Here is a 22288-nt window from a genome sequence, read left to right on the forward strand (position 1 = left end):
CCGCTCAGCCCCGCCCGTTCCAGTCCCGGCCCTGCCAGCCGCGCAGGAAGGCGGCCAGGTTGTGGGTCAGGTCCTCGGAGAGATAGCCGCCCTCCTGCACGATGACGGTGGGCAGGCCCAGGGCGCGGATGCGCGCGGCGGCCCGGGCAAAGCCCGGCGTCGTGACGGTCAGCCCGCGGAAGGGGTCGTTCTCATGCGCGTCCAGCCCCAGAGCCAGGACCAGCGCCCCGGCGCGGTGATCGCGCACCCGGTCCAGCGCGCGGTCGATCGCGTCCAGCCAAGGCGCGTCGCCCGACCCGAGCGGCAGCGGCAGGTTCAGGTTGAACCCCTCTCCGGCGCCGGTCCCGGTCTCATGCGCGTGGCCCAGGTAGAAGGGATAGAAGGCGTCGGGATCGGCATGGACCGACAGGGTCAGCACGTCGGCCCGGTCATAAAAGATCTCCTGCGTGCCGTTGCCGTGATGCACGTCGATGTCCAAGACCGCCACGCGGTCATGCGCCGTGCGCAGCGCCTCGGCCGCGATGGCGGAATTGTTCAGGAAGCAGTGCCCGGCCGCCGTGTCGGCATCGGCGTGATGCCCCGGCGGACGGCACAGCGCATAGGCCGCCCCCGCGCCCTGCATCACCGCCGCCACCGCCGCCAGGGCGGTGTCCACCCCGCGCAGCGCCGCAGCCCAGGTGTGCCGTCCCAGGGGACAGCCCGTGTCGGCCATGTGCCATCCCGCCCGCCCGGTGATCCCGGAGGGATAGGTCTGATGGGCCTTCTGCGGATGCAGGTTCGCCACGACCTCGGCGCCGGCACCGGGGGCCTGCTGCCATTCCTCCCATGCGGTCTCCAGAAAGCGCAGATAGCGCGGGGTGTGGATGCGGTGCATGGCGGCGCGGTCCGTCACCGGCGCGTCCTGCACCGTCAGCCCGGCCGCCGCGATCCCGTCCAGAAGGCGTCGGGCGCGTTCGGCGGTCTCCTTGTTGGGCAGGGGCACGCCCCGCAGCATCCAGAACTGCGGGTCGTGGGCGTCGGTGTCGGGTGCATGAAAGCAGAGCAGGTCGGTCATGCCCGGCAGGCTAGGCGGGCGCGGCGCGCCGGGCAAGGGCCGCGCCGCTCAGAAGCCCTTGTGGGTCTTTAGAAACTCGGCCTCCTCGGGGGTGCTATCGCGGCCCAGGATGGCGTTGCGATGTGGAAAGCGGCCGAAGCGGGCGACGATGTCGCGGTGATCGCGCGCGAAGCGCAGCGAATTGGCGTCGCCCAGCTGTTCGTAGAGCGCGACCGAGCGCTCCTGATCGGCCAGGTCCTCGCTGTGCATGAAGGGCAGGTAGAAGAACTGCCGCCGGTCGGGCGTCTGGCCAGCGTCATGGCCCATCTCCAGCGCGCTGCGCGCATGGGCCAGCGCGATGTCGTTCGATTCGAAGCTGCGCGGACCGCCGCGATGGATGTTGCGCGGGAACTGGTCCAGCACGATGACCAGCGCCAGCGCGCTGTCCGGCGCGTCCATCCAGGCGTCCAGCCGGCCGGCATGCGCCTCCTCGTAGGTCTCGGAGAAGCGGGCGGCGATCTCCTTGTCGATGCTGTCGGACTTGGCGAACCAGTAGGGCCGCATTTCGTCCGAGAACCAGAACTCCAGCACGTCGTGCGCGGATTTGGGCATGGCTGTCTCCGTCGGGGCCTGGCAGGGGGCTCAGGGCAGGGGGATGAAGTCGTCGCGGTCGGTCGGCGGCAGGTCGAACCGGCCCTGGCCCCAACGCGCCTCGCGCCATTCGCGTTTCGCCTCCTCGATCCGCTCGCGCGAGGAGGCGACGAAGTTCCACCAGATGTGGCGCGGCCCCTCCAGCGTCGCCCCGCCAAGCGCCATCAGCCGCGCGCCCCGGTCGCCCGCCTGGACGGTGATCCGGTCGCCGGGACGGAACACCATCATCTGCCCGGCCTGATACTCCTGCCCGGCGATGCCGACGCTGCCCTCGGTGATGTAGAGGCCGCGATCCTCGTGGTTGTCGGGCAGCGGAAAGCGCGCCCGCGCCGCCAGCGTCACGTCCAGATAGAAGGTCTCGGAATGCATCGTGGCGGGCGCGCGCTCGCCATAGGCGTCGCCCAGAATCAGCCGCGCGGTGATGCCCTGGTCGCGGATCTCGGGCAGGGCGGTGGCGGCGTGGTGCTCGAAGCTGGGGGCGATGTCCTCGGCCCTTTCGGGCAGGGCGATCCAGGTCTGGATGCCCAGCAGGCTGCTGGGACCGGCGCGCACCGCCTCGGGGCTGCGTTCGGAATGGGTCACGCCGCGCCCCGCCACCATCCAGTTCAGCGCGCCGGGGGTGATGATCTGGTCGGCCCCGGTGCTGTCGCGATGCTGGAAGCTGCCGCGATAGAGATAGGTCACCGTGCCCAGCCCGATATGGGGATGCGGGCGCACGTCGATGCCCTGGTCGGTCAGGAACTCGGCCGGGCCCATCTGGTCGAAGAAGATGAACGGCCCCACCATCTGGCGTTTCGGCGCGGGCAGGGCGCGGCGCACCTCGAACCCGCCCAGATCGCGGGCGCGGGGGATGATCAGCGTCTCGATGGCGTCGGGGCCGATCTCGTCGGGGCAGCCGGGGGTCAGGGCGGGGTTCCAGCTCATGATGTGCATCCTCCTGTGGGTTGCCGAAAGGGTGGTCCTTCGCGCGGCCTCGGGCAAGCCCGCTGTCGTTCGCCTGCGCCGAACGCCGGATTGCGACCGGACCCCGTGGCGCCGAACGCCGCGGCTGTGCATCTTGGTGCGCGAAAGGAGGTCGCCATGACGGGACTTCATCACGTGACGGCCATCACACGCGACGTGCAGGCCAATGTCGATTACTGGGCGGGCTTTCTGGGTCTGTCCCTGGTCAAGCAGGTGGCGGGGTTCGAGGACGCGCGCCAGCTGCACCTGTTCTACGGCGATGCGGCGGGCCGCCCCGGCACGCTGGTCAGCTTCCTGGTCTGGCAGGACGGCGCGCCCGGCCGCGTGGGCCACGGCCAGCCGGCCGAGATCGCGCTGGCCATCCCGCGCGGCCGGATCGGCGACTGGCTGACCCGCGCGCTGCAGCATGGCCTGTCGGTCCAGGGGCCGCTGCGCGAGTTCGGCGCCCCGGTCCTGCGCCTGCGCGACCCGGACGGGATCATCGTCAAGCTGGTCGGCACCGACCTGCCCGATGCGGGCTGGCCCGCCCCGCCGCAGCGCCTGTCCGGCGTGACCCTGTGGAGCGGCGATGCCGCCGCCACCGCGGCCTTCCTGTCGCGCTTCGGCTATGCGCCGCAGGGGGCGGAGGGCGGCGTGACGCGGCTGGCCTCGGGGCGCGACGTGATCGACATCCGCGACGCGGCGGGCTTCGTGCCGGGCATTCCGGGCACCGGGACCATCGACCATGTCGCCCTGCGCGTGCCCGACACGGCAGCCCTTCAGGCGCATCGCGCGGGGCTGTCGGACACGGTCCTGCACGACCGGCTGTACTTCGCCTCGCTCTATGTCCGCGATCCGGCGGGGCTGCTGGTGGAGCTGGCGACCGACGGTCCCGGCATGACCGTGGACGAACCGGCGGATGCCCTGGGCCGCAGCCTGCGGGTGCCGCCGCACATGACCGACGACATCGACCTGCGGCTGCAGCTGCCGCAATTCGCCCTGCCGGGCGAGGAAAGGAGACCCATGCGCGACCTGCCCTTCGTTCACCGCATCCACGCCCCCGAGGATGCCGACGGATCGACCCTCATGCTGCTGCACGGCACCGGCGGGTCCGAGACCGACCTGATGCCGCTGGCGCATCGCATCGCCCCGCGCGCGACCCTTCTGGGCCTGCGCGGCCGCTCGACCGAGGAGGGGGTGGCGCGGTTCTTCCGCCGCCTGTCCATGGCGCGCTTCGATCAGGCCGACATCCGGTCCGAGGCCGCGGCCTTCGCCGCCTTCTGGGAGGGGGCCATGGCCGCCTATGACCTGGACCCGGCGCGGCTGACGGTGCTGGGATACTCCAACGGCGCGAACTTCGCGGGGGCGGTCATGGGCCTTCATCCGGGCCTGATCTGGCGCGCGATCCTGATGCGGCCGATGCTGGCGCTGGACCCGGTGCCCGCGGCCGATCTGACCGGCACGCGCGTGCTGACGCTGCAGGGCGCGCGGGACCCCTACGGCCCGCATGCGCCGGCGCTGAACGATTGGCTGGCGGCCAGCGGGGCCGATCTGGACGCGCGGGTGATCGCTGCGGGGCATGAGCTGTCGCAGGACGACCTGGATGCGGCGCAGGGCTGGATGGCCCCTTGATCAGCGATGAAAAATGCCCGCCTCCACATGATGTGGGGGCGGGCGTACTTGGTACTGGATTACGCGGGCTGAACGTCGCTTGCGGTGAAACGGTTTCCCCACGGATCGACGATTTCGCTGCTGCGGCGAAACTGTTGCCGCAGCGCAACATGTCGCAGGCCGGTCCGGTCCTCTGGACGCGGGCCCGCGCCGCGGCTGTTCCAGACATTCGCGGCAAGGTGGTGGTGATAGCCGTCCCACCCGTACCACGCGCCGCCGGGCGCATCGAAGGTCCGGGTCAGGTCCAGATCGCCGGTCAGAAAGCCGTGCGCCTGATCCAGGTCGCCCACCTGCAGATGCACGTGGCCCACGACCGCCCCGTCGGGTGCGCCCCGCCAGGGGGCCGCCGCCGCCGCGGCCAGGTCGGCCATGTCCAGCCGCCCGGTCGTCATCAGGATGCGGGCGCCGTCGCGGGGCCAGTCGGCGGCCGGGCGGTCGCGATAGATCTCGATGCCGTTGCCCTCGGGATCGTCCAGATACAGCGCTTCGCTGACGCCGTGATCCGAGGCGCCGGTCAGCCGCACGCCGGTCTCGGCGGCATGGCGCAGCCAGGCCCCCAGGGCGGCGCGGTCCGGCAGCAGGAAGGCGGTGTGGAACAGGCCCGCGTCGCGCGGATCGGCGGGCCGCGCGGCCGGGTCCGCGATCAGGCGCAGCAGCACGCGCCCGCCCGCGCCCAGATCCTGCACCGTCCCGTCGCCCGACAGCGGCAAAAGCCCGATCGCGTCGCGATAGAACTGCGTCATGGCGGGCAGGTCGCGCACCGTCAGCGCGACATGGGCGATGCCGTTCATGGCCTGTCTCCGATGGAGGCGGCAAAGCCCGCGATGAAATCGGCCAGCTTCGCGCGGGTGGCCTCGTCGGTCAGCCGGCCCTGTGCGTCGACCAGGCCGCCCGCGCGCGAGACCATCAGCCGCCCCTCGAACCAAGGGCGCATGGCCAGGCTGCGCAGCACCGGCAGCCAGTGCGACTGCGCATGCGCCGTGCCGAAGGCCCCGGGCGAAGCGCCGATGACCGCGACCGGCTTGCCCCGGAACCGCTCCAGCCCCGGGCCGCGCGACATCCAGTCCAGCGCGTTCTTCAGCACGCCCGGCACGCCGTTGTTGTATTCCGGGGTGACCAGCAGCAGCCCGTCCGCCGCGGCCAGCGCATCGGTCAGCGCGGTGACGGCGGCCGGGATGCCGCTCTCGGCCTCCAGGTCGCCGTCATAGAGCGGCACGCCGCGGATGTCGCCGATCCGCAGCGTGACGCCGGGGGGCGCCAGCTGCGCCCCCGCGCGCAGGAGCGCGCTGTTAAGGGACGCGCGGCGCAGGCTGCCGGACAGTCCGAGGATCGTGGTCATCGCATCTCTCCGTTATGGGGCGGGTCAGGCCAGGGGCTTCAGCCCGGCCTCGATCTGCTGGCGCTTGCCCTCCAGGAAGGGGGGCAGGGACAGGCCCTCGCCCATCGTCTCGAAGGGCTCGTCCACGTCGAAGCCCGGTCCGTCGGTGGCAAGCTCGAACAGATTGCCGCCCGGTTCACGGAAATACAACGACCGGAAATAGAACCGCTCGACCTCGCCGCTGCTGGGCACGCGGAACCGGGCCACGCGATCGGTCCAGGCGGTCAGGGCGGCGGTGTCGGGCACGCGGAAGGCCACGTGATGCACGCCCCCCGCGCCCTGGCGGGCCTGGGGCAGGCCGGGCTGGACGGCGACATGCAGTTCGGCGGCGGCGCCGCCCTCACCCATCTCAAAGACATGGACCTGGCCCTGCCCGTCGGGGCTGGCATAGTCGCGGACCCGGCGCATGTTCATGACCTGGGTCAGCACGGCCTCGGTCGGGGCCAGTTCGGGGACTGAGATGGTGATGGGGCCCAGGCCGCGGATCTGGTGTTCGGCGGGCACCTCGCTGCGCGCCCAGGGCTGGCCCGCGGGGGTGGGGGCCGCGACCAGGCGCAGGCGCTGGCCCTCGGGGTCCTCGACCTCCAGGCTGGGGCGGCCGTCGATGGTCGTCAGCCGCGCGTCGAGGCCCGACAGGCGGTCGGCCCAATAGTCGAGGCTCTCCTCGGCCACGCGCAGGCCGGTGCGGGTGATCGCGTTCGTGCCGCGCCGCTCGCGCGGGGCGGGCCAGTCGAAGAAGGTGATGTCGGTGCCGGGGCTGCCGGCCCCGTCCGCGAAGAACAGGTGATAGGCCGAGGTGTCGTCCTGATTCACGGTCTTCTTGACCCGGCGCAGGCCGAGGGTTTCCGTGTAGAAGCGGTTATTGCCTGCCGCATCGGCAGTGATGGCGGTCAGGTGGTGGATTCCGGTCAGCTGCATGGCGGGCTCCGTTCGGTTCGGTGGCTGTTGCCACGAAATATGGCGCAGCGCCTGCGTTCGCGGCACCCGTCACGCACCCAACACCGCGTTCGGTTCTTGCGAACGGTCGGCGGCATGCTAGGCTGAGGCATGGCGTGGACGATCACCGATATCGAGACCTTCCTGGCGGTGCTGGATGCGGGCAGCATCTCGGGCGCGGCGGCGCGGGCCGACCTGTCGAAATCGGTGGTCAGCAAGCGGATCAGCGATTTCGAGGCGGCGCTTGGGGTTGCGCTGTTCACCCGCCACGCGGGCCGGATCGCGCCCACCGACAGCGCCCTGTCCCTGGCCGAACGGGTGCGCCCGGCCCTGGCCGAACTGGTCGCCGCGACCGAAGGCGCCGCCGCCCCCGAGGCCGCCCTGCGCGGACGCCTGGCCATCGCGGCGCCGATGAGCTTTAGCATCAGGCATCTGGGTCCGGTGATCGCAGGCTTTGCGCGCGCCCATCCGGGATTGGAGATCGTGCTGGATTACGACGATCGGCAGATGGATCTGGGCCGGGCCGGGTTCGATCTGGGGCTGCGGATCGGGCATCTGAAGGACAGCAGCCTGATGGCGCGGCGCCTGTGCGAGGACCCGCGCGCCCTGGTCGCCAGCCCCGACTATCTGGCCCAGCACGGCGCGGTGGCGCGGCCCGCCGATCTGGCCGGGCACGAGGTCATCGGATACCTGAACACGCGGCTGGCCGAGATCTGGCCCTTTGCCGCCGAGATCCCGCCGCCGCGCCAGAGCCGGGTGTCGGCCAACAACGGCGAGGCGATGCGCGATCTGGCCATCGGCGGGCTGGGGCTGGCGCTGCTGCCGCTGTTCATCGTGCATGACGCGCTGCGCGACGGGCGGCTGGTGCAGGTGCTGCCGGACATGACCGACCCCCTGCCGATCAGCGTCGTCTGGCCGCCGATCCGGCCGCTGCCGCGCAAGACGCGCGCCTTTGTCGATCACATCGCGGCGGCCTTTGCCGGGGCGCCCCCCTGGCAGCGCGGGCTGTTGCGTCCCGCGACGGCCGGGGGGCCAGCCCCCCGGACCCCCCGCCCGCCCGAGCCCCGAGAGGAGATGCCATGAAGCTGGTCGATCCCGATGCGCCGTTCTTCCGCCCGCTATGGGTGCGGGTGCTGTGCGTGGCGCTGCCCCTGAGCTGGGCGGGGGTGGAGCTGTGGATGGGCAGCCCGCTCTGGGCGGGGCTGTTCGGGGCGGCGGGGGTCTATCTGGCGGTGATGCTGTTTTTCAGGCGGCGCGCGGGCTGATCCGCGCGCCGCATGCGCTCACGCGGTCAGCGTAAGTGCGCCGGTCAGCCAGGCGAAGCCGTTGGCGGGCAGGCTGAGGCGCCCCCCCTCTAGCGTGGCATGCCCGGGGCCGGTCAGGGCGGTGTCGCCCCCGACCGTCAGGTCGCGCGGCGTGGCCGAGAGGTTGAAGACCGCGGTCAGCCCCTGCCCGTCATGGTCGCGCCGGAAGGCCAGCAGCGGTTCGGGCAGGTCCAGGAAGGTCGTCGCGCCGAAGCGCAGCGCATCGGACCCCTTCCGGAAGGCGATGGTCGCGCGATAGGCGGCCAGCACGCCGTCGTTGCGGTCCTGCTGCTGGGCCACGGCGCGCAGGGCCTGCGCCTCCTTGACCGGCAGCCAGGGGGTGGTGTCCGAGAATCCCGCATGCGGTTCGCCCTGATCCCAGACCATCGGCGTGCGGCAGCCGTCGCGGCCCTTGACCTCGGGCCAGAAGCGCAGGGCGGGGGGGTCGGTCAGCTCCTCATAGACCAAGGTGGTCTCGGCCTGGCCCAGCTCCTCGCCCTGATAGAGGCAGATCGTGCCGGGGAAGGACAGCAGCATCGCCGCCGCCTGCCGCGCCAGCACGTCCGGGTCCTGCGCATGCGGCGTCCAGCGCGTCACGTGCCGCACCACGTCGTGGTTCGAGAAGGACCAGCAGCTGTGCCCGTCCGGCGCGCCCTGCTGCACGCCCTCGATGCAGCGGCGGAAATGCGCGGCGGTGAAGTCGGGGCTGAGCATCTCGAAGCTGTAGCACATGTGCAGCCGGTCGGAGCCGGCGGTGTATTCGGCCATGATGTCGATGGCGGTCTGGCCGCCGTCGCCGACCTCTCCGACCATCATGCGCGCGTCGTATTCGTCGGTCAGCGCCCGCATCCGCCTGAGGAAGGCGATGTTCTCGGGGCGGTTCTTGGAATAGATGTGGCGCTGGAAACCGTAAGTCTCGGGGCCGGTATGGTCGGGATTGGGCGGGTTCGCCCGCAGCTCGCGGTCGTGGAAATAGTAGTTCACCGTGTCCAGCCGGAACCCGTCCACGCCGCGTTCCAGCCAGAAGCGCATCGTCTCCAGCAGCGCGTCCTGGACCTCGGGGTTCCACATGTTCAGGTCGGGCTGTTCGATCAGGAAGTTGTGCAGGTAATACTGCCGCCGGCGCGGCTCCCATTCCCAGGCCGGGCCGCCGAAGACCGAGGGCCAGTTGTTCGGCGGCGTGCCGTCCGGGTTCGGATCGGCCCAGACATACCAGTCTGCCTTGGGGTTGGTGCGGTCGCGGCGGCTTTCCTCGAACCAGGGATGGAGGTCGCTGGAATGGCTGATGACCTGGTCGATGATGACCTTCAGACCCAGCTGGTGGGCGCGGGCGACCATCGCATCGAAATCGGCCATGCTGCCGAACAGCGGGTCCACGTCGGTATAGTCGGACACGTCATAGCCCATGTCCTTCTGCGGCGAGGTGAAGAAGGGCGACAGCCAGATCGCGTCCACCCCCAGCCCCGCCACATGGTCCAGCCGCCGCGTGATGCCCGGCAGATCGCCGATGCCGTCGCCGTCGCTGTCCTGAAAACTGCGGGGATAGATCTGATAGATCACCGCGTCGCGCCACCATTCCGCCATGTCGTCACCTTTCGGGGTCGGGGATTCCGGTTCAGTCATGCATGACTATAGCGGGATCAAAAAGGAGGTGTTAGCGTTAACCAGTCAATTGCCTGATTCACGGGCTGGGCTATGGTAGGAGCTATGGACAATATCACGAATCCTCCGCAGCTTAGCCGGGACGATCAGGCCGCCTTGGCGCAGGGCCGCTGTTCGCAACCGTTTTCGATTCTGGGGCCGCGCCCGCAGGGCGAGGGCCAATGGCTGACGGTGTTCCACCCCGACTTGGCCGCGCTGTCCGCGGTGGGGCCTGCGGGCACGGTGCCGCTGCCGCGCGTGGCGGGGGATGTCTTCGCGGGGCCGATCCCGGCGGGGCCCTATCGCCTGAAGGCGCGGACCGGGGGCGGGGTCGAGTGGACCTTCGAGGACCCCTACCGCTTCGGCCCGGTGCTGGGAGAGATCGACCTGCATCTGCTGGCCGAGGGGACGCATCGGCGGCTCTGGCGGGTGCTGGGCGCGCATGTGATGACCCATGAGGGGGTCGCGGGGACGCATTTCGCGGTCTGGGCGCCCAATGCACGGCGCGTCTCGGTCGTGGGGCCGTTCAATGCCTGGGACGGGCGGCGGCATCCGATGCGCCGCGTGGGGCAGGGGTTCTGGGAGATCTTCCTGCCCGACCTGGATGAGGGGACGCTCTACAAGTACGAGATCCTGGATGCCCAGGGCGGCGTGATGCAGAAGGCCGATCCGGTGGGCTTCGGCAGCCAGCACCCGCCGGAAAAGGCCAGCGTGGTGCGCAACATCCGTGGCTATGGCTGGAAGGACGCGGAGTGGATGGCGGGGCGCGCCAAGGCGCAGGACCGGCGCGCGCCGATCAGCATCTATGAGGTCCATCCGGGCAGCTGGCGGCGCCGGTATGACGATGGCGGGCGGCCGCTCTCCTATCAGGAGATGGCGCGGGACCTGGTGGCCTATGCCAAGGACATGGGCTTTACCCATCTGGAGCTGATGCCGGTCAGCGAATTTCCCTTCGACGGGTCCTGGGGCTATCAGCCGGTGGGCCTTTATGCGCCGACGATCCGCTTCGGCCCGCCGCACGAGTTCCGCGACCTGGTCGATGCGGCGCATCGGGCCGGTCTGGGCGTGCTGCTGGACTGGGTGCCGGGGCATTTCCCGACCGATGCGCATGGTCTGGCCCGCTTCGACGGGACCGAGCTGTATGAGCATGCCGACCCGCGCGAGGGGTTCCACCAGGACTGGAACACGCTGATCTACAACTATGGCCGGACCGAGGTGCAGAACTTCCTGACCGCCAATGCGGTCTACTGGCTGGACGAATACCATATCGACGGGCTGCGCGTGGATGCGGTGGCGTCGATGCTGTACCGCGACTATTCCCGCAAGGCCGGCGAATGGGTTCCGAACAAGGATGGCGGGCGCGAGAACTACGAGGCGATCGCCTTCCTTCAGAACATGAACATCGAGGCTTACGGCGAACAACCCGGCATCATGACCGTGGCCGAGGAGAGCACGTCATTCCCCAAGGTGTCGGCCCCGGTCGATGCGGGGGGGCTGGGCTTTGGCTTCAAGTGGAACATGGGCTGGATGAACGACACCCTACGCTACATGAGCCGCGATCCGGTCCACCGCCGCTATCACCACGACCTGATGAGCTTCGGGCTGATGTATGCCTTCAGCGAGAACTTCATCCTGCCGATCAGCCATGACGAGGTCGTCCACGGCAAGGGCAGCCTGCTGCACAAGATGCCCGGCGACGAATGGCAGCAATTCGCGAACCTGCGCGCCTATTACGGCTTCATGTGGGGGCATCCGGGGAAAAAGCTGCTGTTCATGGGCTGCGAGTTCGGCCAGCCCGAGGAATGGAACCACAACGGCGAGCTGAACTGGCACGCCGCCGGTCAGCCGATGCACCAGGGCGTGCAGGCGCTGGTGCGCGACCTGAACGGGCTCTATCGCGGCACGCCCGCGCTGCATGTCAAGGATGCCGAGCCCGAGGGGTTCCAGTGGATCGCGACCGATCCCGCGCAATCGACCTATGCCTGGATCAGGCGCGGGGATGCGGGCGATCCGCCGGTGGTGGTGGTCTGCAACTTCACGCCCGTGCCGCGCCCCGATTTCCGCATCGGCGTGCCGCAGGCGGGGCGCTGGCGCGAGGCGCTGAACACCGATGCCGCGATCTATGGCGGCAGCGGCATGGGCAATCTGGGCGGGGTCGTGGCGGACGGGGAACCGCAGGACGGTCAGCCGGCTTCGATGGCTGTGACCCTGCCGCCCCTGTCCGTGGTGATCTTCGTGGCGGCAGGCTGAAATCATGAGGGAGGAGAGGACCATGGTGGAAACGCAACGGCTGACGCGCCGGGCGATGGCCTTCGTGCTGGCGGGGGGGCGCGGCAGCCGCCTGAAGGAGCTGACCGACCGCCGCGTCAAGCCCGCCGTCTATTTCGGCGGCAAGACGCGGATCATCGACTTCGCCCTGTCGAACGCGATGAATTCCGGCATCCGCAAGATCGCCATCGCCACGCAGTACAAGGCCCACAGCCTGATTCGGCATTGCCAGCGGGGCTGGAACTTCTTTCGGGCGGAACGCAACGAGTTCCTGGACATCCTGCCCGCCAGCCAGCGCACCTCCGAGGATCACTGGTATCGCGGCACGGCCGATGCGGTGACGCAGAACATCGACATCGTGGACGATTACGACGTCGATTACATCGTCATCCTGGCGGGCGATCACATCTACAAGATGGACTACGAGATCATGCTGCGCGAGCATGTCGAAAGCGGCGCGGACGTCACCGTGGGCTGCCTGACCGTGCCCCGGATGGAGGCCACGGCCTTTGGCGTGATGGACGTGGACGCCACGGGCCGGATCGTGTCCTTCCTGGAGAAGCCCGCCGATCCGCCCGCCATGCCGGGCGAGCCGGACAAGGCGCTGGCCTCGATGGGCATCTATGTCTTCAACTGGGCCTTCCTGCGCGACCTGCTGCTGCGCGACGCCGAGGACCCGAATTCCAGCCATGATTTCGGCACCGACCTGATCCCGGACATCGTAAAGAACGGCAAGGCCATGGCGCACCGCTTCGACACCAGCTGCGTGCGAGACGCGGGCGCGCCCGCCTACTGGAAGGACGTGGGCACGGTCGATGCCTTCTGGCAGGCCAATATCGACCTGACCAACTTCGTCCCCGAGCTGAACCTCTGGGACAGCGACTGGCCCATCTGGACCTATTCCGAGAGCAAGCCGCCCGCCAAGTTCATCCATGACGAGAAGGACCGCCGGGGGGTCGCCATCTCCTCGATGGTGTCGGGGGGCTGCATCGTCTCGGGGACCGAGATCCGCAATTCGCTGCTGTTCACCGAGGTGCATACCAACAGCTATGCCATCCTGGATCACGCGGTGGTGCTGCCCTATGTCACCGTTCACCGCCATGCGCGGCTGCGCAACGTGGTCATCGACCGCGGCGTGGTCATTCCCGAGGGCCTGGTCGTCGGCGAGGACCCCAAGGATGACGCGCAGTGGTTTCGCGTCAGCGATCGCGGCATCACGCTGATCACCCAGGACATGCTGGACCGGCGGGCGGCGGCGCTGTGATCCGGGTCCTCTCCGTCGCCTCCGAGATCGCGCCCCTGGTCAAGACCGGCGGCCTGGCCGACGTGACCGGCGCGCTGCCCGGCGCGCTGGCGGGCGCGGGGGTGCAGATGCGCAGCCTGGTTCCGGGCTATCCGGCGGTGATGGCCGCACTGGCCGAGCCCGAGGCGGTGCATCGGTTCGAGGACCTGTTCGGCGGCCCGGCGGTCGTGCTGGCCGGTCGGGCGGCGGGGCTGAACCTTCTGGTGCTGGATGCGCCGCATCTCTACGCGCGGCCGGGCAACCCCTATCTGGGGCCGGACGGGCGCGACTGGCCGGACAATCCGGAACGTTTTGCGGCCCTGTCCTGGGCTGCGGCGCATCTGGGCGCGCATGGCGCGGGCGGCTGGCTGCCGCAGGTGCTGCACGGGCATGACTGGCAGGCGGGGTTCATGACCGAATACCTGCCGCGCATGGGCGGCGCCGCGCCGCGCACCGTGCTGACCATCCACAACATCGCCTTCACCGGGGCGACCGATCCGGGGCGGATGCACGGCCTGCGCCTGGACCCGGCGCGGTTTTACAGCGAGGGATACGAGTTCTGGGGCGCCATCTCGGCACTCAAGGCGGGGCTGATGGGGGCGGATGCGCTGACCACCGTGTCGCCCCGCTATGCCGAGGAGCTGATGACCCCTGAATTCGGCATGGGGCTGGACGGGGTGATGCGCCACCGTCAGGCGGATCTGACCGGCATCCTGAACGGCATCGACGACGCGGTCTGGGACCCCGAGACCGACCCCGAGATCGCCCGTTTCCGCGACCCGGCGGGCAAGGCCGCCGCCCGCGCCGCCCTGCGGGCCGAGCTGGGCCTGCCCGAGGCCGCGGGGCCGCTTTGCGTGATCGTGTCGCGGATGACGCATCAGAAGGGGCTGGACCTGGTGCTGGAGGTCCTGCCGACGCTGCTGGAGGCGGGCGGGCAGCTGGCGGTTCTGGGATCGGGCGACCCGGGGCTGGAGCAGGCCTTCCGCCAGGCGGCGCAGGACCCGAACGTGGCCGTGCGCATCGGCTATGACGAGGGGCTGTCGCATCGGCTGATCGCCGGGGGCGACGCGATCCTGGTGCCGTCGCGCTTCGAGCCCTGCGGCCTGACACAGATGTACGGGCTGCGCTATGGCACCATCCCCGTGGTCGCGCTGACCGGGGGGCTGGCCGACACGGTCATCAACGCCTCGCCCGCCGCCATGGCGCGGGGCGTGGCGACGGGCATCCAGTTCGCGCCGGTCACCGCCACCGCGCTGCGCGGCGCGCTGCTGCGGCTGGCGGCGCTGTTCGCGGAGCCGCAGGACTGGACGCGGATGCAGGCCAATGCCATGGCCCATCCCGTCGGCTGGTCGCAATCGGCCGACGCCTATGCCGCACTTTACGGAAGGCTGATCCAGGGGCGATGACCCAGACCGTCACGATGACCGCCGGTCACCCCGCACCCCTGGGGGCGACCTTCGATGGGGCGGGGGTGAACTTCGCCGTGTTCTCGCAGCATGCCGAGCGCGCGGTGCTGTGCCTGTTCGACGAGCGCAACCGAGAGACCCGGATCGACCTGCCCGAACGCGACGGCCATGTCTGGCACGGCTATGTCGGGGGGCTGCGGCCGGGGCAGAAATACGGATTTCGCATGCACGGCCCCTACCGTCCGCACGAGGGGCACCGCTTCAACGCGCGCAAGCTGCTGATCGACCCCTATGCCAAGCGGCTGACAGGGCGCCCCGCCCCCCATGACACGCTGATGGGCTACAAGGCCGGGCACCCCGAGGCGGACCTGTCCTTCGACCGCCGCGACAGCGCGCAGCACATGCCGAAATCGGTGGTCGTGGACCCCAGCTTCGCCTGGGGCGACGACCGCGCGCTGCACCGGCCGCTGTCGGACACGGTGATCTATGAGGCGCATGTGAAGGGCATGACCGCGGGTCGCCCCGACATCGCCCATCCCGGCACCTATCTGGCCATGGCCTCGGACCCGGTGCTGGAGCATCTGACGCGCCTTGGCGTCACCGCGGTCGAGCTGCTGCCCGTCCATGCCTTTACCGATGACCGTTTCCTGACCGACAAGGGGCTGCGGAACTACTGGGGCTACATGTCCTACGGCTTCTTCGCGCCCGAGCCGCGCTACATGCAGACTGGCGACATCGCCGAGTTCCAGCAGATGGTCGCGCGCTTTCACAAGGCCGGGATCGAGGTGATCCTGGACGTGGTCTACAACCACACCGCCGAAGGCAACGAGCTGGGCCCGACCCTGTCCTTCCGCGGCTTGGACAATGCCGCCTATTACCGCCTGGCGGAGGATCGGCGCTTCTACGTCAACGATGCCGGAACGGGCAATGTGCTGAACTTGGACAGCCCCTTCACGCTGCGGCTGGTGATGGATTCGCTGCGCTATTGGGTGCAGGTGATGCATGTGGACGGGTTCCGCTTCGACCTGGCCTCGGTGCTGGGGCGCACGCGGGGCGTGTTCGACCGCGACGCGCCGCTGTTCCGCGCCATCCGCCAGGACCCGGTCCTGAACCGCGTCACGCTGATCGCGGAGCCCTGGGACATCGGGCCGGGGGGCTATCAGCTGGGCGCCTATCCCGCGCCCTTCGCGGAATGGAACGACCGCTATCGCGACCAGATCCGCGGCTTCTGGCGGGGCGATCCGGGGCTGATCGGCAAGCTGGCCAAGCGGGTGGCGGGATCGGCCGCGCGGTTCGACCATGACGGCCGCCCCGCCACCAGCTCGGTGAATTTCGTGGCCGCCCATGACGGCTTCACGCTGATGGACACGGTCAGCTTCAACGACAAGCACAACGAGGCCAATGGCGAGGAGAACCGCGACGGCCACAACCACAACCTGTCCGACAACATGGGCGTCGAAGGCCCGACCGACGACCCCGCCATCATCGCCGCGCGCGACCGGCGCCGCCGCAACCTGATCGCCACGGTGATGCTGTCCCAAGGCACGCCCATGCTGCTGGCGGGTGACGAACTGGGCAACAGCCAGGGCGGCAACAACAACGCCTATGCCCAGGACAATCCGACGGGCTGGGTCGATTGGGACGGCGCGGACCCGGCCTTCCTGGATTTCGTGCGCCGCGTCATCGCGTTCCGGCGCGCGCATCCCATCCTGCGGCAGAAGCGGTTCCTGCACAGCCAGCCGCGCGAAGAGGACGGGCTGCCCGACCTGTTCTGGCGCCGGGCCGACGGGGCGCCCATGACGCGCGAAGACTGGATCGATCCGGACCGCCGCCTGCTGGCGGCCGAGATGCGCATGGCCTCGGGCACGCCCGCCTATGCGGCCCTGCCGGGGGCGGTGTTCCTGGTCTTCAACAACGGCCCCGAGGCGCAGGTCTGCCTGCCTGACGCGCCCGAGGGCCGCTGGCGCCGCCGCCTGGACAGCGCGCGCGACGACGATACCGACCTGCCCGCCCATGACCTTGAACCCATCGCCGCCGACAGCGTCGCGGCCTTCGTGCTGACCCCTTGAGCGTATCATGACCCCTTCGATCTTCGACATGCGCCTGGCGCGCAGCGCCCCCGACCTCTGGCCCATGCTGGAGCGTCTCTATGGCGACCGCCCCGATTACGGCGCCTTTTGCGCGGAGCTGGAGACCGCCCTGCGCGAGGGCTGGGCCGCGCGTCCCGCCGACCTGAAACGCCTGGACCTGATGCGCGACCTGGAGCCCGACTGGTTCCAGCGGTCGGGCATGGCGGGCTATGTCTTCTACATCGACCGCTTTGCCGGGACGCTGGCGGGGGTGCATGACCGGCTGGATTACCTGCGCGATCTGGGGATCAGCTATGTCCATCTGATGCCCTGCCTGATGCCGCGCCCGGGCGACAGCGATGGCGGCTATTCGGTGATGGACTATCGCCAGATCAACCCGGCCTTCGGGCGCATGGCCGACCTCACGCGGCTGGCGGGCAGCCTGCGCGAGCGGGGCATGTCGCTGTGTGTCGATCTGGTGCTGAACCATACCGCGCAGGAGCATGACTGGGCGCGGCGCGCAGCGGCGGGCGACCCGGACTATCAGGACATGTACCTGATGTTCGACGACGACACGCTGCCCCGCGCCTATGAGCAGACCCTGATCGAGATCTTTCCCGAGACCGCGCCGGGCAGCTTCACCCATCACCCGGAATTCGGCAAATGGGTCTGGACGACGTTCAACACCCATCAATGGGACCTGAACTGGGCCAATCCGCGGGTGTTCCTGGAAATCGTGCGGATCATGCTGAACCTGGCCAACAAGGGCGTCGACGTGCTGCGCCTGGACGCGGTGGCCTTCATGTGGAAGCGCATGGGCACCACCTGCCAGAGCCAGCCCGAGGTCCACATGATCCTGCGCGCTCTGCGCGCCTGCACCCGGATCGCGGCCAATGCGGTGATCCACCTGGAGGAGGCCATCGTCGGCCCGGCCGAGATGCTGACCTATTTCGGGCGCGGAGAGCATGACGGGCGCGAGGGGAACCTCTGCTATCACAACAGCCTGATGGTCCAGTACTGGTCGGCGCTGGCCACGCGCGACACGCGGCTGATGACGCATGTGCTGCGCACGCATTTCCCGCCCGTGCTGACCAACGCGACCTATGCGACCTATATCCGCTGTCACGACGACATCGGATGGGCGATCACCGATGAGGATGCGGGCACCCTGGGCCTGTCCGGGGCGGCGCATCGCGCCTTCCTGTCGGCTTTCTATGACGGCAGCTTTCCGGGCAGCTTCGCTCGCGGCATGCTGTTCCAGGAGAACCCCGAGACCGGCGACAAGCGCATCGCGGGCAGCTTTGCCGCGCTGGCGGGGATGGAGGCGGGGCTGGCCGCGGGCGATCCGCTGGCCGTGGATCATGCCGTCGACCGCATCCTGCTGGGCCATGCGCTGATCGCGTCCTTCGGCGGCATCCCCCTGATCTACATGGGTGACGAGCTGGCGATGGGGAACGACCACGGCTATCTGGACGTGCCGGAACACGCCCATGACAGCCGCTGGATCAACCGCCCCGCGATGGATTGGGACCGCGCCGCCCGGGCCGCCGCCCATCCCGACAGCCCCGAGGGGCGCGTGCTGCACGGCACCCGCGCCATCCTGGCCGCGCGCCGGTCCTGCGACCGCCTGCATGGCGGGCATCCGACCGAGATTCTGGACAGCGGCAACCCCGCCATCCTGGCATTCGCCCGCCGCGCGCCCCAGGGCGCCATTCTGTGTCTTTTCAACTTCACGGAAAGCTGGCAACAGGTCAGCGGCGATTGGATGCGCTTTCAAGGCGTGACCGACATGCGCGACATCCTGTCCGACGCGACGGTGGCGCTGCATGACGACATGCTGGCCTTGCCGCCCTATGGCCGCGTCTGGATGTCCTGATTTACCCTGCCCATGAGGCCGATTTTGACCCAAGCACCCTCGGCACAGGATCTGCGCGACCAGATCCTGCATCACCTGACCTATACCCAGGGCCGCGGCCCGGAATTCGCAACCGTTTTCGATTGGCGGCTTGCCGTCAGCTATACGGTGCGCGACCTGATGGTCGGCCCCTGGGTCGGCGCCATCCGCGCCGCCCGCGACCAGGGCGCCAAGCGGGTCTATTACCTGTCGATGGAGTTCCTGATCGGCCGCATCCTGGGCGACGCGATCATCAACCTGAACCTGAAGCCCGCCATGGGCGAGGCGCTGACCCTGCTGGGCCTGAACGAGCAGGTGATCCTGGACAATGAGCCCGACGCGGCGCTTGGCAACGGGGGCCTGGGGCGTCTGGCGGCCTGTTTCATGGAATCGCTCTCGTCGCTGTCCTGCCCGGCCTTCGGCTATGGCATCCGCTATGAGCACGGGCTGTTTCGCCAGCGCTTCGAGGGCGGCCAGCAGGTCGAGACGCCCGAGGATTGGCTGAACCAGCCGCATCCCTGGGAATTCGTGCGCATCAACTACAGCTACGAGATCGGCTTCAAGGGGCATGTCGAGACCGTGGACGGCCACGCCGTCTGGCATCCGGGCGAGAGCGTGATCGCGCGCGCCTATGACACGCCGGTCATCGGATGGGGCGGCGATTGGGCCAACACGCTGCGGCTGTGGGGGGCGCTGCCGACGACGCTGCTGGACCTGTCGCGCTTCAACGCGGGCGATCATACTGCGGCGGCCGAGCCCGAGGCGCTGGCCCGCACCCTGTCGCGCGTCCTCTATCCCGACGACACCACCGACAGTGGCAAGGAGCTGCGGCTGAAGCAGGAATATTTCCTGACCTCGGCCGCGCTGCAGGACATCCTGGCGCGCTTCCTGGCCGAACATGGCGATCTGGAGATCCTCCCAGAAAAGGTCGCGATCCAGCTGAACGACACGCATCCCGCCATCGCGGGCCCCGAACTGATCCGCCTGCTGATGGACGTCCACGGCCTGCCCTTCGACCGCGCGCAGGATCTGGCGCGGCGCACGCTGAACTATACCAACCACACCCTGCTGCCCGAGGCGCTGGAGCGGTGGTCGACCTGGCTGATGGGCCGCGTCCTGCCGCGCCACATGCAGATCATCCAGATGATCGACGACGATCACCGCAAGACGACCAACCGCCCCGCCCATATCGGCATCGTTCATGGCGATCAGGTCCATATGGGGGAACTGGCCTTCATCATGGCGGGCCGCGTGAACGGCGTGTCCGCGCTGCATACCGATCTGGTGAAGGACACGGTCTTTGCCGATCTGCACAAGCTGCATCCCGACCGGATCGTGAACCAGACCAACGGCGTGACCCCGCGGCGCTGGCTGCGCATGTCGAACCCCGGTCTGACGCGGCTTCTGGACGACACGATCGGCACCGGCTGGACGCGGGACCTGGATCAGCTGAAGGGGTTGGAGGCCCATGCCGATGATGCGGGCTTCCTTTCGCATCTGCGCGGGGCCAAGCGCGCGAACAAGGTGATCCTGTCGAACGGGCTGCTGGCGGGGCTGGGCGTCAAGGCCGACCCGGACGCGATCTTCGACGTGCAGGTCAAGCGCATCCATGAATACAAGCGTCAGCTTCTGAACGTGCTGGAGGCGATCGCGCTGTGGCATCGCATCCATGACGATCCGAACGGCGACTGGACGCCGCGCGTCAAGATCTTCGGCGGCAAGGCCGCGCCGGGATACTGGCTGGCGAAATCGGTGATCCACCTGGTCAACGACGTGGCGGCCAAGATCAACAACGACCCGGTCACGGCGAAATACCTGCAGATCGCCTATCCCCCGAACTACAACGTCTCGATGGCCGAGGACCTGATTCCCGCCGCCGATCTTTCCGAACAGATCAGCACCGCCGGCAAGGAGGCGTCGGGCACCGGCAACATGAAGTTCACCATGAACGGCGCGCTGACCATCGGCACGCTGGACGGCGCCAATGTCGAGATCCGCGAGCATGTGGGCGCCCAGAACTTCTTCCTCTTCGGCCTGACCGCCGAGGAGGCGGCGGCCGAAAAGGCCCGCCCCGGCCATGCCCGTCGCGCCATCGAGGCCAGCGAGGACATGAAGATCGCCCTGCAGCTGATCGCCGAAGGGCGCTTCGGCCGGGCCGACAGCTATTACACGCTGCTGGACCGCACGTGGAACGACGACCCGTTCCTGGTGGCCTCGGATTTCGACAGCTATTTCGCGACGCAGCGGGCGGTGGATCGGGCCTATGCCGATCACGCGGGCTGGGACCGGATGGCGGCCCTGAACATCGCGCGGTCGGGGTTCTTCTCCTCGGACCGGACGATCCGGGGCTATATGCGCGACATCTGGCACGCGGTGCCGGTCGTGCTCGCGTGATGTGAAAGGCCCCTGTCACCGGGGGCCTTTTTCTTGGTCACGCGCGGAAACGCTGCGCCGCGGGCAGGTGCCGCATCAGCAGCCAGTAGGTGGCCCCCGCCGGGATCAGGCTGGCATACCAGCTGATGCCCGAGAAGATCAGCGCCACGATCACGCCCACCACGGTCGCGATTACCGCCGCCGGGTTCCAGCCGCGATAGGGGCCTTCGGCATCGTAATGGTGGTCAAGGTTCAGGGTCTGGCGGCGGATGACGTAGTAATCGACCACCAGGATCGCGAAGATCGGCCCCAGGAACGCGCTGTAGGTCTGGATGAAAAGCCCCAGCCCCGCCGCGGATTCATCGCGCACCAGGAGCCAGGGGAAGGTCGCGAAGGCCAGGAGGCCCACGATGACCGCGGACGCCTTGAAGGGCAGCTTGAAGACATCCATCATCGCATAGGCGGGCGGCACCACGTTGTTCAGGATGTTCGTCGTCACCTGCGCGAAGGCGATGAACAGGAGCGTCACCACCAGCAGGATCGGGTTGTCCAACGCGCTGGAGAAGACCTTGATCGGGTCGACCTCTCCGGTGGCCGAGGACACCATCAGCCCGATCAGCCCCATGAACAGCGTCGCGGGCAGGATCGAGTTGGCATAGATCACCACCTGCCGCACCGACCCCACGCGATGCTGCAATTCGCGCGAATAGTCGGACACGTTCAGCATCATCGTCGAATAGACGCCCAGGAACAGCATGGTGGCCCCCCAGAAGGGCGCGCCCCAGGTGCCTTCGGTCTGGATCAGGTTGGCGCTGATCTGTGCGCCATACTGGTCGATGACGCTGAAGAACATGTAGATCAGCGCGCCCACGATGAACACCGCGCCGATGTTCTCCAGCCACTTGATGCCGTGAAAGCCCAGAACCGACAGGCCGATCTGCAGGAACTGGAATCCGATGAAGAACACCCAGATGTTGGAGTAGCCGAACATGGTCTCGGAGACGAGGTTCAGCGCCCCGGCGCCGATCCAGCTCTGGAAGCCGTACCAGACGATGGCCGGGACCGACCGCACCAGCGCCGGCAGCCGCGTGCCCGAAAAGCCGAAGGCCGCGCGCGCCTGCACCATGAAGGGGATGCCGTATTTGTGGCCCGCGCGCCCGTTGATCATCAGCGCGATGCCGATCACCGTGCAGCCGATGGCGATGGCCACCACCGTCTGGATCAGGTTCAGCGTGCCGACCAGGCCCGAGCCGACCGTGAAGGTGCCGATGCTGACGCAGCCGCCCAGCCATGCGAACAGGTAGGACCAGGGATCCATGATGCGGGTCTGCTGCGGGGCGAGGCTTTCCTCGCCCATCTTCTTGTCGTCCTGGGGGACCGCGCCCGCGGTCATCGTGGTTGTGGTCATGGGGGTTTTCCCTGTCGGAGGATGGCGGTTTT

At 68.8% G+C, this 22288-nt stretch carries 17 protein-coding genes; 9 read left to right on the forward strand and 8 right to left on the reverse strand.

The window, feature by feature from the left end; translation table 11 throughout:
• Window positions 1-4: 4 nt before the first annotated feature.
• From AC2SGK_RS04990 to AC2SGK_RS05000, 3 genes are read right to left on the reverse strand one after another with little or no spacing between them, the layout of a single operon-like run.
• On the reverse strand, window positions 5-1054 hold the full coding sequence (locus AC2SGK_RS04990) for a histone deacetylase family protein (protein WP_488322490.1): 1050 nt from the start codon (window positions 1052-1054) through the stop codon (window positions 5-7).
• Window positions 1055-1102: 48 nt separating this feature from the next.
• Complete coding sequence (locus AC2SGK_RS04995) at window positions 1103-1645, reverse strand: DUF924 family protein (protein WP_488322491.1); 543 nt, start codon at window positions 1643-1645, stop codon at window positions 1103-1105.
• Window positions 1646-1675: 30 nt separating this feature from the next.
• Window positions 1676-2608, reverse strand: coding sequence for a pirin family protein (locus tag AC2SGK_RS05000; protein ID WP_488322492.1), 933 nt, complete (start codon window positions 2606-2608; stop codon window positions 1676-1678).
• 156 nt (window positions 2609-2764) lie between these two features.
• Here AC2SGK_RS05000 and AC2SGK_RS05005 point away from each other — a divergent pair, with 156 nt between their 5' ends.
• Window positions 2765-4258: a VOC family protein gene (locus tag AC2SGK_RS05005; RefSeq protein WP_488322493.1), complete on the forward strand. Its 1494-nt coding sequence runs from the start codon at window positions 2765-2767 to the stop codon at window positions 4256-4258.
• 59 nt (window positions 4259-4317) lie between these two features.
• Here AC2SGK_RS05005 and AC2SGK_RS05010 read toward each other — a convergent pair whose 3' ends face one another.
• From AC2SGK_RS05010 to AC2SGK_RS05020, 3 genes are read right to left on the reverse strand one after another with little or no spacing between them, the layout of a single operon-like run.
• Entirely contained in the window at window positions 4318-5088 is a 771-nt protein-coding gene (locus tag AC2SGK_RS05010; RefSeq protein WP_488322494.1) for a VOC family protein, read from the reverse strand.
• Entirely contained in the window at window positions 5085-5636 is a 552-nt protein-coding gene (locus AC2SGK_RS05015; RefSeq protein WP_488322495.1) for an NADPH-dependent FMN reductase, read from the reverse strand. The genes AC2SGK_RS05010 and AC2SGK_RS05015 overlap by 4 nt, the downstream gene beginning before the upstream one ends.
• Window positions 5637-5660: 24 nt before the next feature.
• Window positions 5661-6593 (reverse strand): ring-cleaving dioxygenase, encoded by a 933-nt coding sequence (locus tag AC2SGK_RS05020; protein WP_488322496.1) that lies wholly within the window; start codon window positions 6591-6593, stop codon window positions 5661-5663.
• 129 nt (window positions 6594-6722) lie between these two features.
• Between AC2SGK_RS05020 and AC2SGK_RS05025 the strand changes: the two genes are divergently transcribed.
• Together AC2SGK_RS05025 and AC2SGK_RS05030 are read left to right on the forward strand one after the other, a co-directional pair.
• Window positions 6723-7694 (forward strand): LysR family transcriptional regulator, encoded by a 972-nt coding sequence (locus tag AC2SGK_RS05025; RefSeq protein WP_488322497.1) that lies wholly within the window; start codon window positions 6723-6725, stop codon window positions 7692-7694.
• Complete coding sequence (locus AC2SGK_RS05030) at window positions 7691-7876, forward strand: hypothetical protein (protein WP_488322498.1); 186 nt, start codon at window positions 7691-7693, stop codon at window positions 7874-7876. Before AC2SGK_RS05025 ends, AC2SGK_RS05030 begins: the two co-directional genes overlap by 4 nt.
• A gap of 18 nt (window positions 7877-7894) precedes the next feature.
• On the opposite strand, the gene AC2SGK_RS05035 is transcribed toward AC2SGK_RS05030, so the two are convergent.
• Window positions 7895-9499 carry an alpha-glucosidase gene (locus AC2SGK_RS05035; RefSeq protein ID WP_488322499.1) on the reverse strand — a complete coding sequence of 535 codons (1605 nt, stop codon included), beginning with the start codon at window positions 9497-9499 and terminating at the stop codon, window positions 7895-7897.
• A gap of 123 nt (window positions 9500-9622) precedes the next feature.
• Here AC2SGK_RS05035 and glgB point away from each other — a divergent pair, with 123 nt between their 5' ends.
• From glgB to AC2SGK_RS05065, 6 genes are read left to right on the forward strand one after another with little or no spacing between them, the layout of a single operon-like run.
• Window positions 9623-11806 (forward strand): 1,4-alpha-glucan branching protein GlgB, encoded by a 2184-nt coding sequence (gene glgB / locus AC2SGK_RS05040; protein WP_488322500.1) that lies wholly within the window; start codon window positions 9623-9625, stop codon window positions 11804-11806.
• 22 nt (window positions 11807-11828) lie between these two features.
• Window positions 11829-13088, forward strand: a complete 1260-nt coding sequence (gene glgC / locus AC2SGK_RS05045; RefSeq protein ID WP_488322501.1) for a glucose-1-phosphate adenylyltransferase — start codon at window positions 11829-11831, stop codon at window positions 13086-13088.
• On the forward strand, window positions 13085-14512 hold the full coding sequence (gene glgA, locus AC2SGK_RS05050) for a glycogen synthase GlgA (protein ID WP_488322502.1): 1428 nt from the start codon (window positions 13085-13087) through the stop codon (window positions 14510-14512). Before glgC ends, glgA begins: the two co-directional genes overlap by 4 nt.
• A complete protein-coding gene (gene glgX, locus AC2SGK_RS05055; protein WP_488322503.1) occupies window positions 14509-16581 on the forward strand; it encodes a glycogen debranching protein GlgX in 2073 nt (690 codons plus the stop codon). Before glgA ends, glgX begins: the two co-directional genes overlap by 4 nt.
• 7 nt (window positions 16582-16588) lie before the next feature.
• Complete coding sequence (locus tag AC2SGK_RS05060) at window positions 16589-18457, forward strand: alpha-amylase family glycosyl hydrolase (protein WP_488322504.1); 1869 nt, start codon at window positions 16589-16591, stop codon at window positions 18455-18457.
• Between the two features lie 12 nt (window positions 18458-18469).
• The gene (locus AC2SGK_RS05065; protein ID WP_488322505.1) at window positions 18470-20869 is read left to right on the forward strand and encodes a glycogen/starch/alpha-glucan phosphorylase; all 2400 of its coding nucleotides are present in this window, start codon (window positions 18470-18472) and stop codon (window positions 20867-20869) included.
• A 37-nt stretch (window positions 20870-20906) separates the two neighbouring features.
• Here AC2SGK_RS05065 and AC2SGK_RS05070 read toward each other — a convergent pair whose 3' ends face one another.
• Complete coding sequence (locus AC2SGK_RS05070; protein WP_488322506.1) at window positions 20907-22256, reverse strand: NCS1 family transporter; 1350 nt, start codon at window positions 22254-22256, stop codon at window positions 20907-20909.
• Window positions 22257-22288: the final 32 nt, after the last annotated feature.

It is taken from the genome of Paracoccus sp. NIOT.M2S5SZ12 (assembly GCF_057748165.1).

Coding starts and splice junctions, on each gene's coding strand:
- AC2SGK_RS05065 (WP_488322505.1), top strand. CDS start 18,470: ATGAGGCCGATTTTGACCCAAGCACCCTCGGCACAGGATCTGCGCGAC.
- AC2SGK_RS05035 (WP_488322499.1), bottom strand. CDS start 9,499: ATGGCGGAATGGTGGCGCGACGCGGTGATCTATCAGATCTATCCCCGC.
- AC2SGK_RS05005 (WP_488322493.1), top strand. CDS start 2,765: ATGACGGGACTTCATCACGTGACGGCCATCACACGCGACGTGCAGGCC.
- AC2SGK_RS05060 (WP_488322504.1), top strand. CDS start 16,589: ATGACCCCTTCGATCTTCGACATGCGCCTGGCGCGCAGCGCCCCCGAC.
- AC2SGK_RS04995 (WP_488322491.1), bottom strand. CDS start 1,645: ATGCCCAAATCCGCGCACGACGTGCTGGAGTTCTGGTTCTCGGACGAA.
- AC2SGK_RS05015 (WP_488322495.1), bottom strand. CDS start 5,636: ATGACCACGATCCTCGGACTGTCCGGCAGCCTGCGCCGCGCGTCCCTT.
- AC2SGK_RS05020 (WP_488322496.1), bottom strand. CDS start 6,593: ATGCAGCTGACCGGAATCCACCACCTGACCGCCATCACTGCCGATGCG.
- AC2SGK_RS05025 (WP_488322497.1), top strand. CDS start 6,723: ATGGCGTGGACGATCACCGATATCGAGACCTTCCTGGCGGTGCTGGAT.
- AC2SGK_RS05000 (WP_488322492.1), bottom strand. CDS start 2,608: ATGAGCTGGAACCCCGCCCTGACCCCCGGCTGCCCCGACGAGATCGGC.
- AC2SGK_RS05070 (WP_488322506.1), bottom strand. CDS start 22,256: ATGACCACAACCACGATGACCGCGGGCGCGGTCCCCCAGGACGACAAG.
- glgC (WP_488322501.1), top strand. CDS start 11,829: ATGGTGGAAACGCAACGGCTGACGCGCCGGGCGATGGCCTTCGTGCTG.
- glgB (WP_488322500.1), top strand. CDS start 9,623: ATGGACAATATCACGAATCCTCCGCAGCTTAGCCGGGACGATCAGGCC.
- glgX (WP_488322503.1), top strand. CDS start 14,509: ATGACCCAGACCGTCACGATGACCGCCGGTCACCCCGCACCCCTGGGG.
- AC2SGK_RS05010 (WP_488322494.1), bottom strand. CDS start 5,088: ATGAACGGCATCGCCCATGTCGCGCTGACGGTGCGCGACCTGCCCGCC.
- AC2SGK_RS05030 (WP_488322498.1), top strand. CDS start 7,691: ATGAAGCTGGTCGATCCCGATGCGCCGTTCTTCCGCCCGCTATGGGTG.
- AC2SGK_RS04990 (WP_488322490.1), bottom strand. CDS start 1,054: ATGACCGACCTGCTCTGCTTTCATGCACCCGACACCGACGCCCACGAC.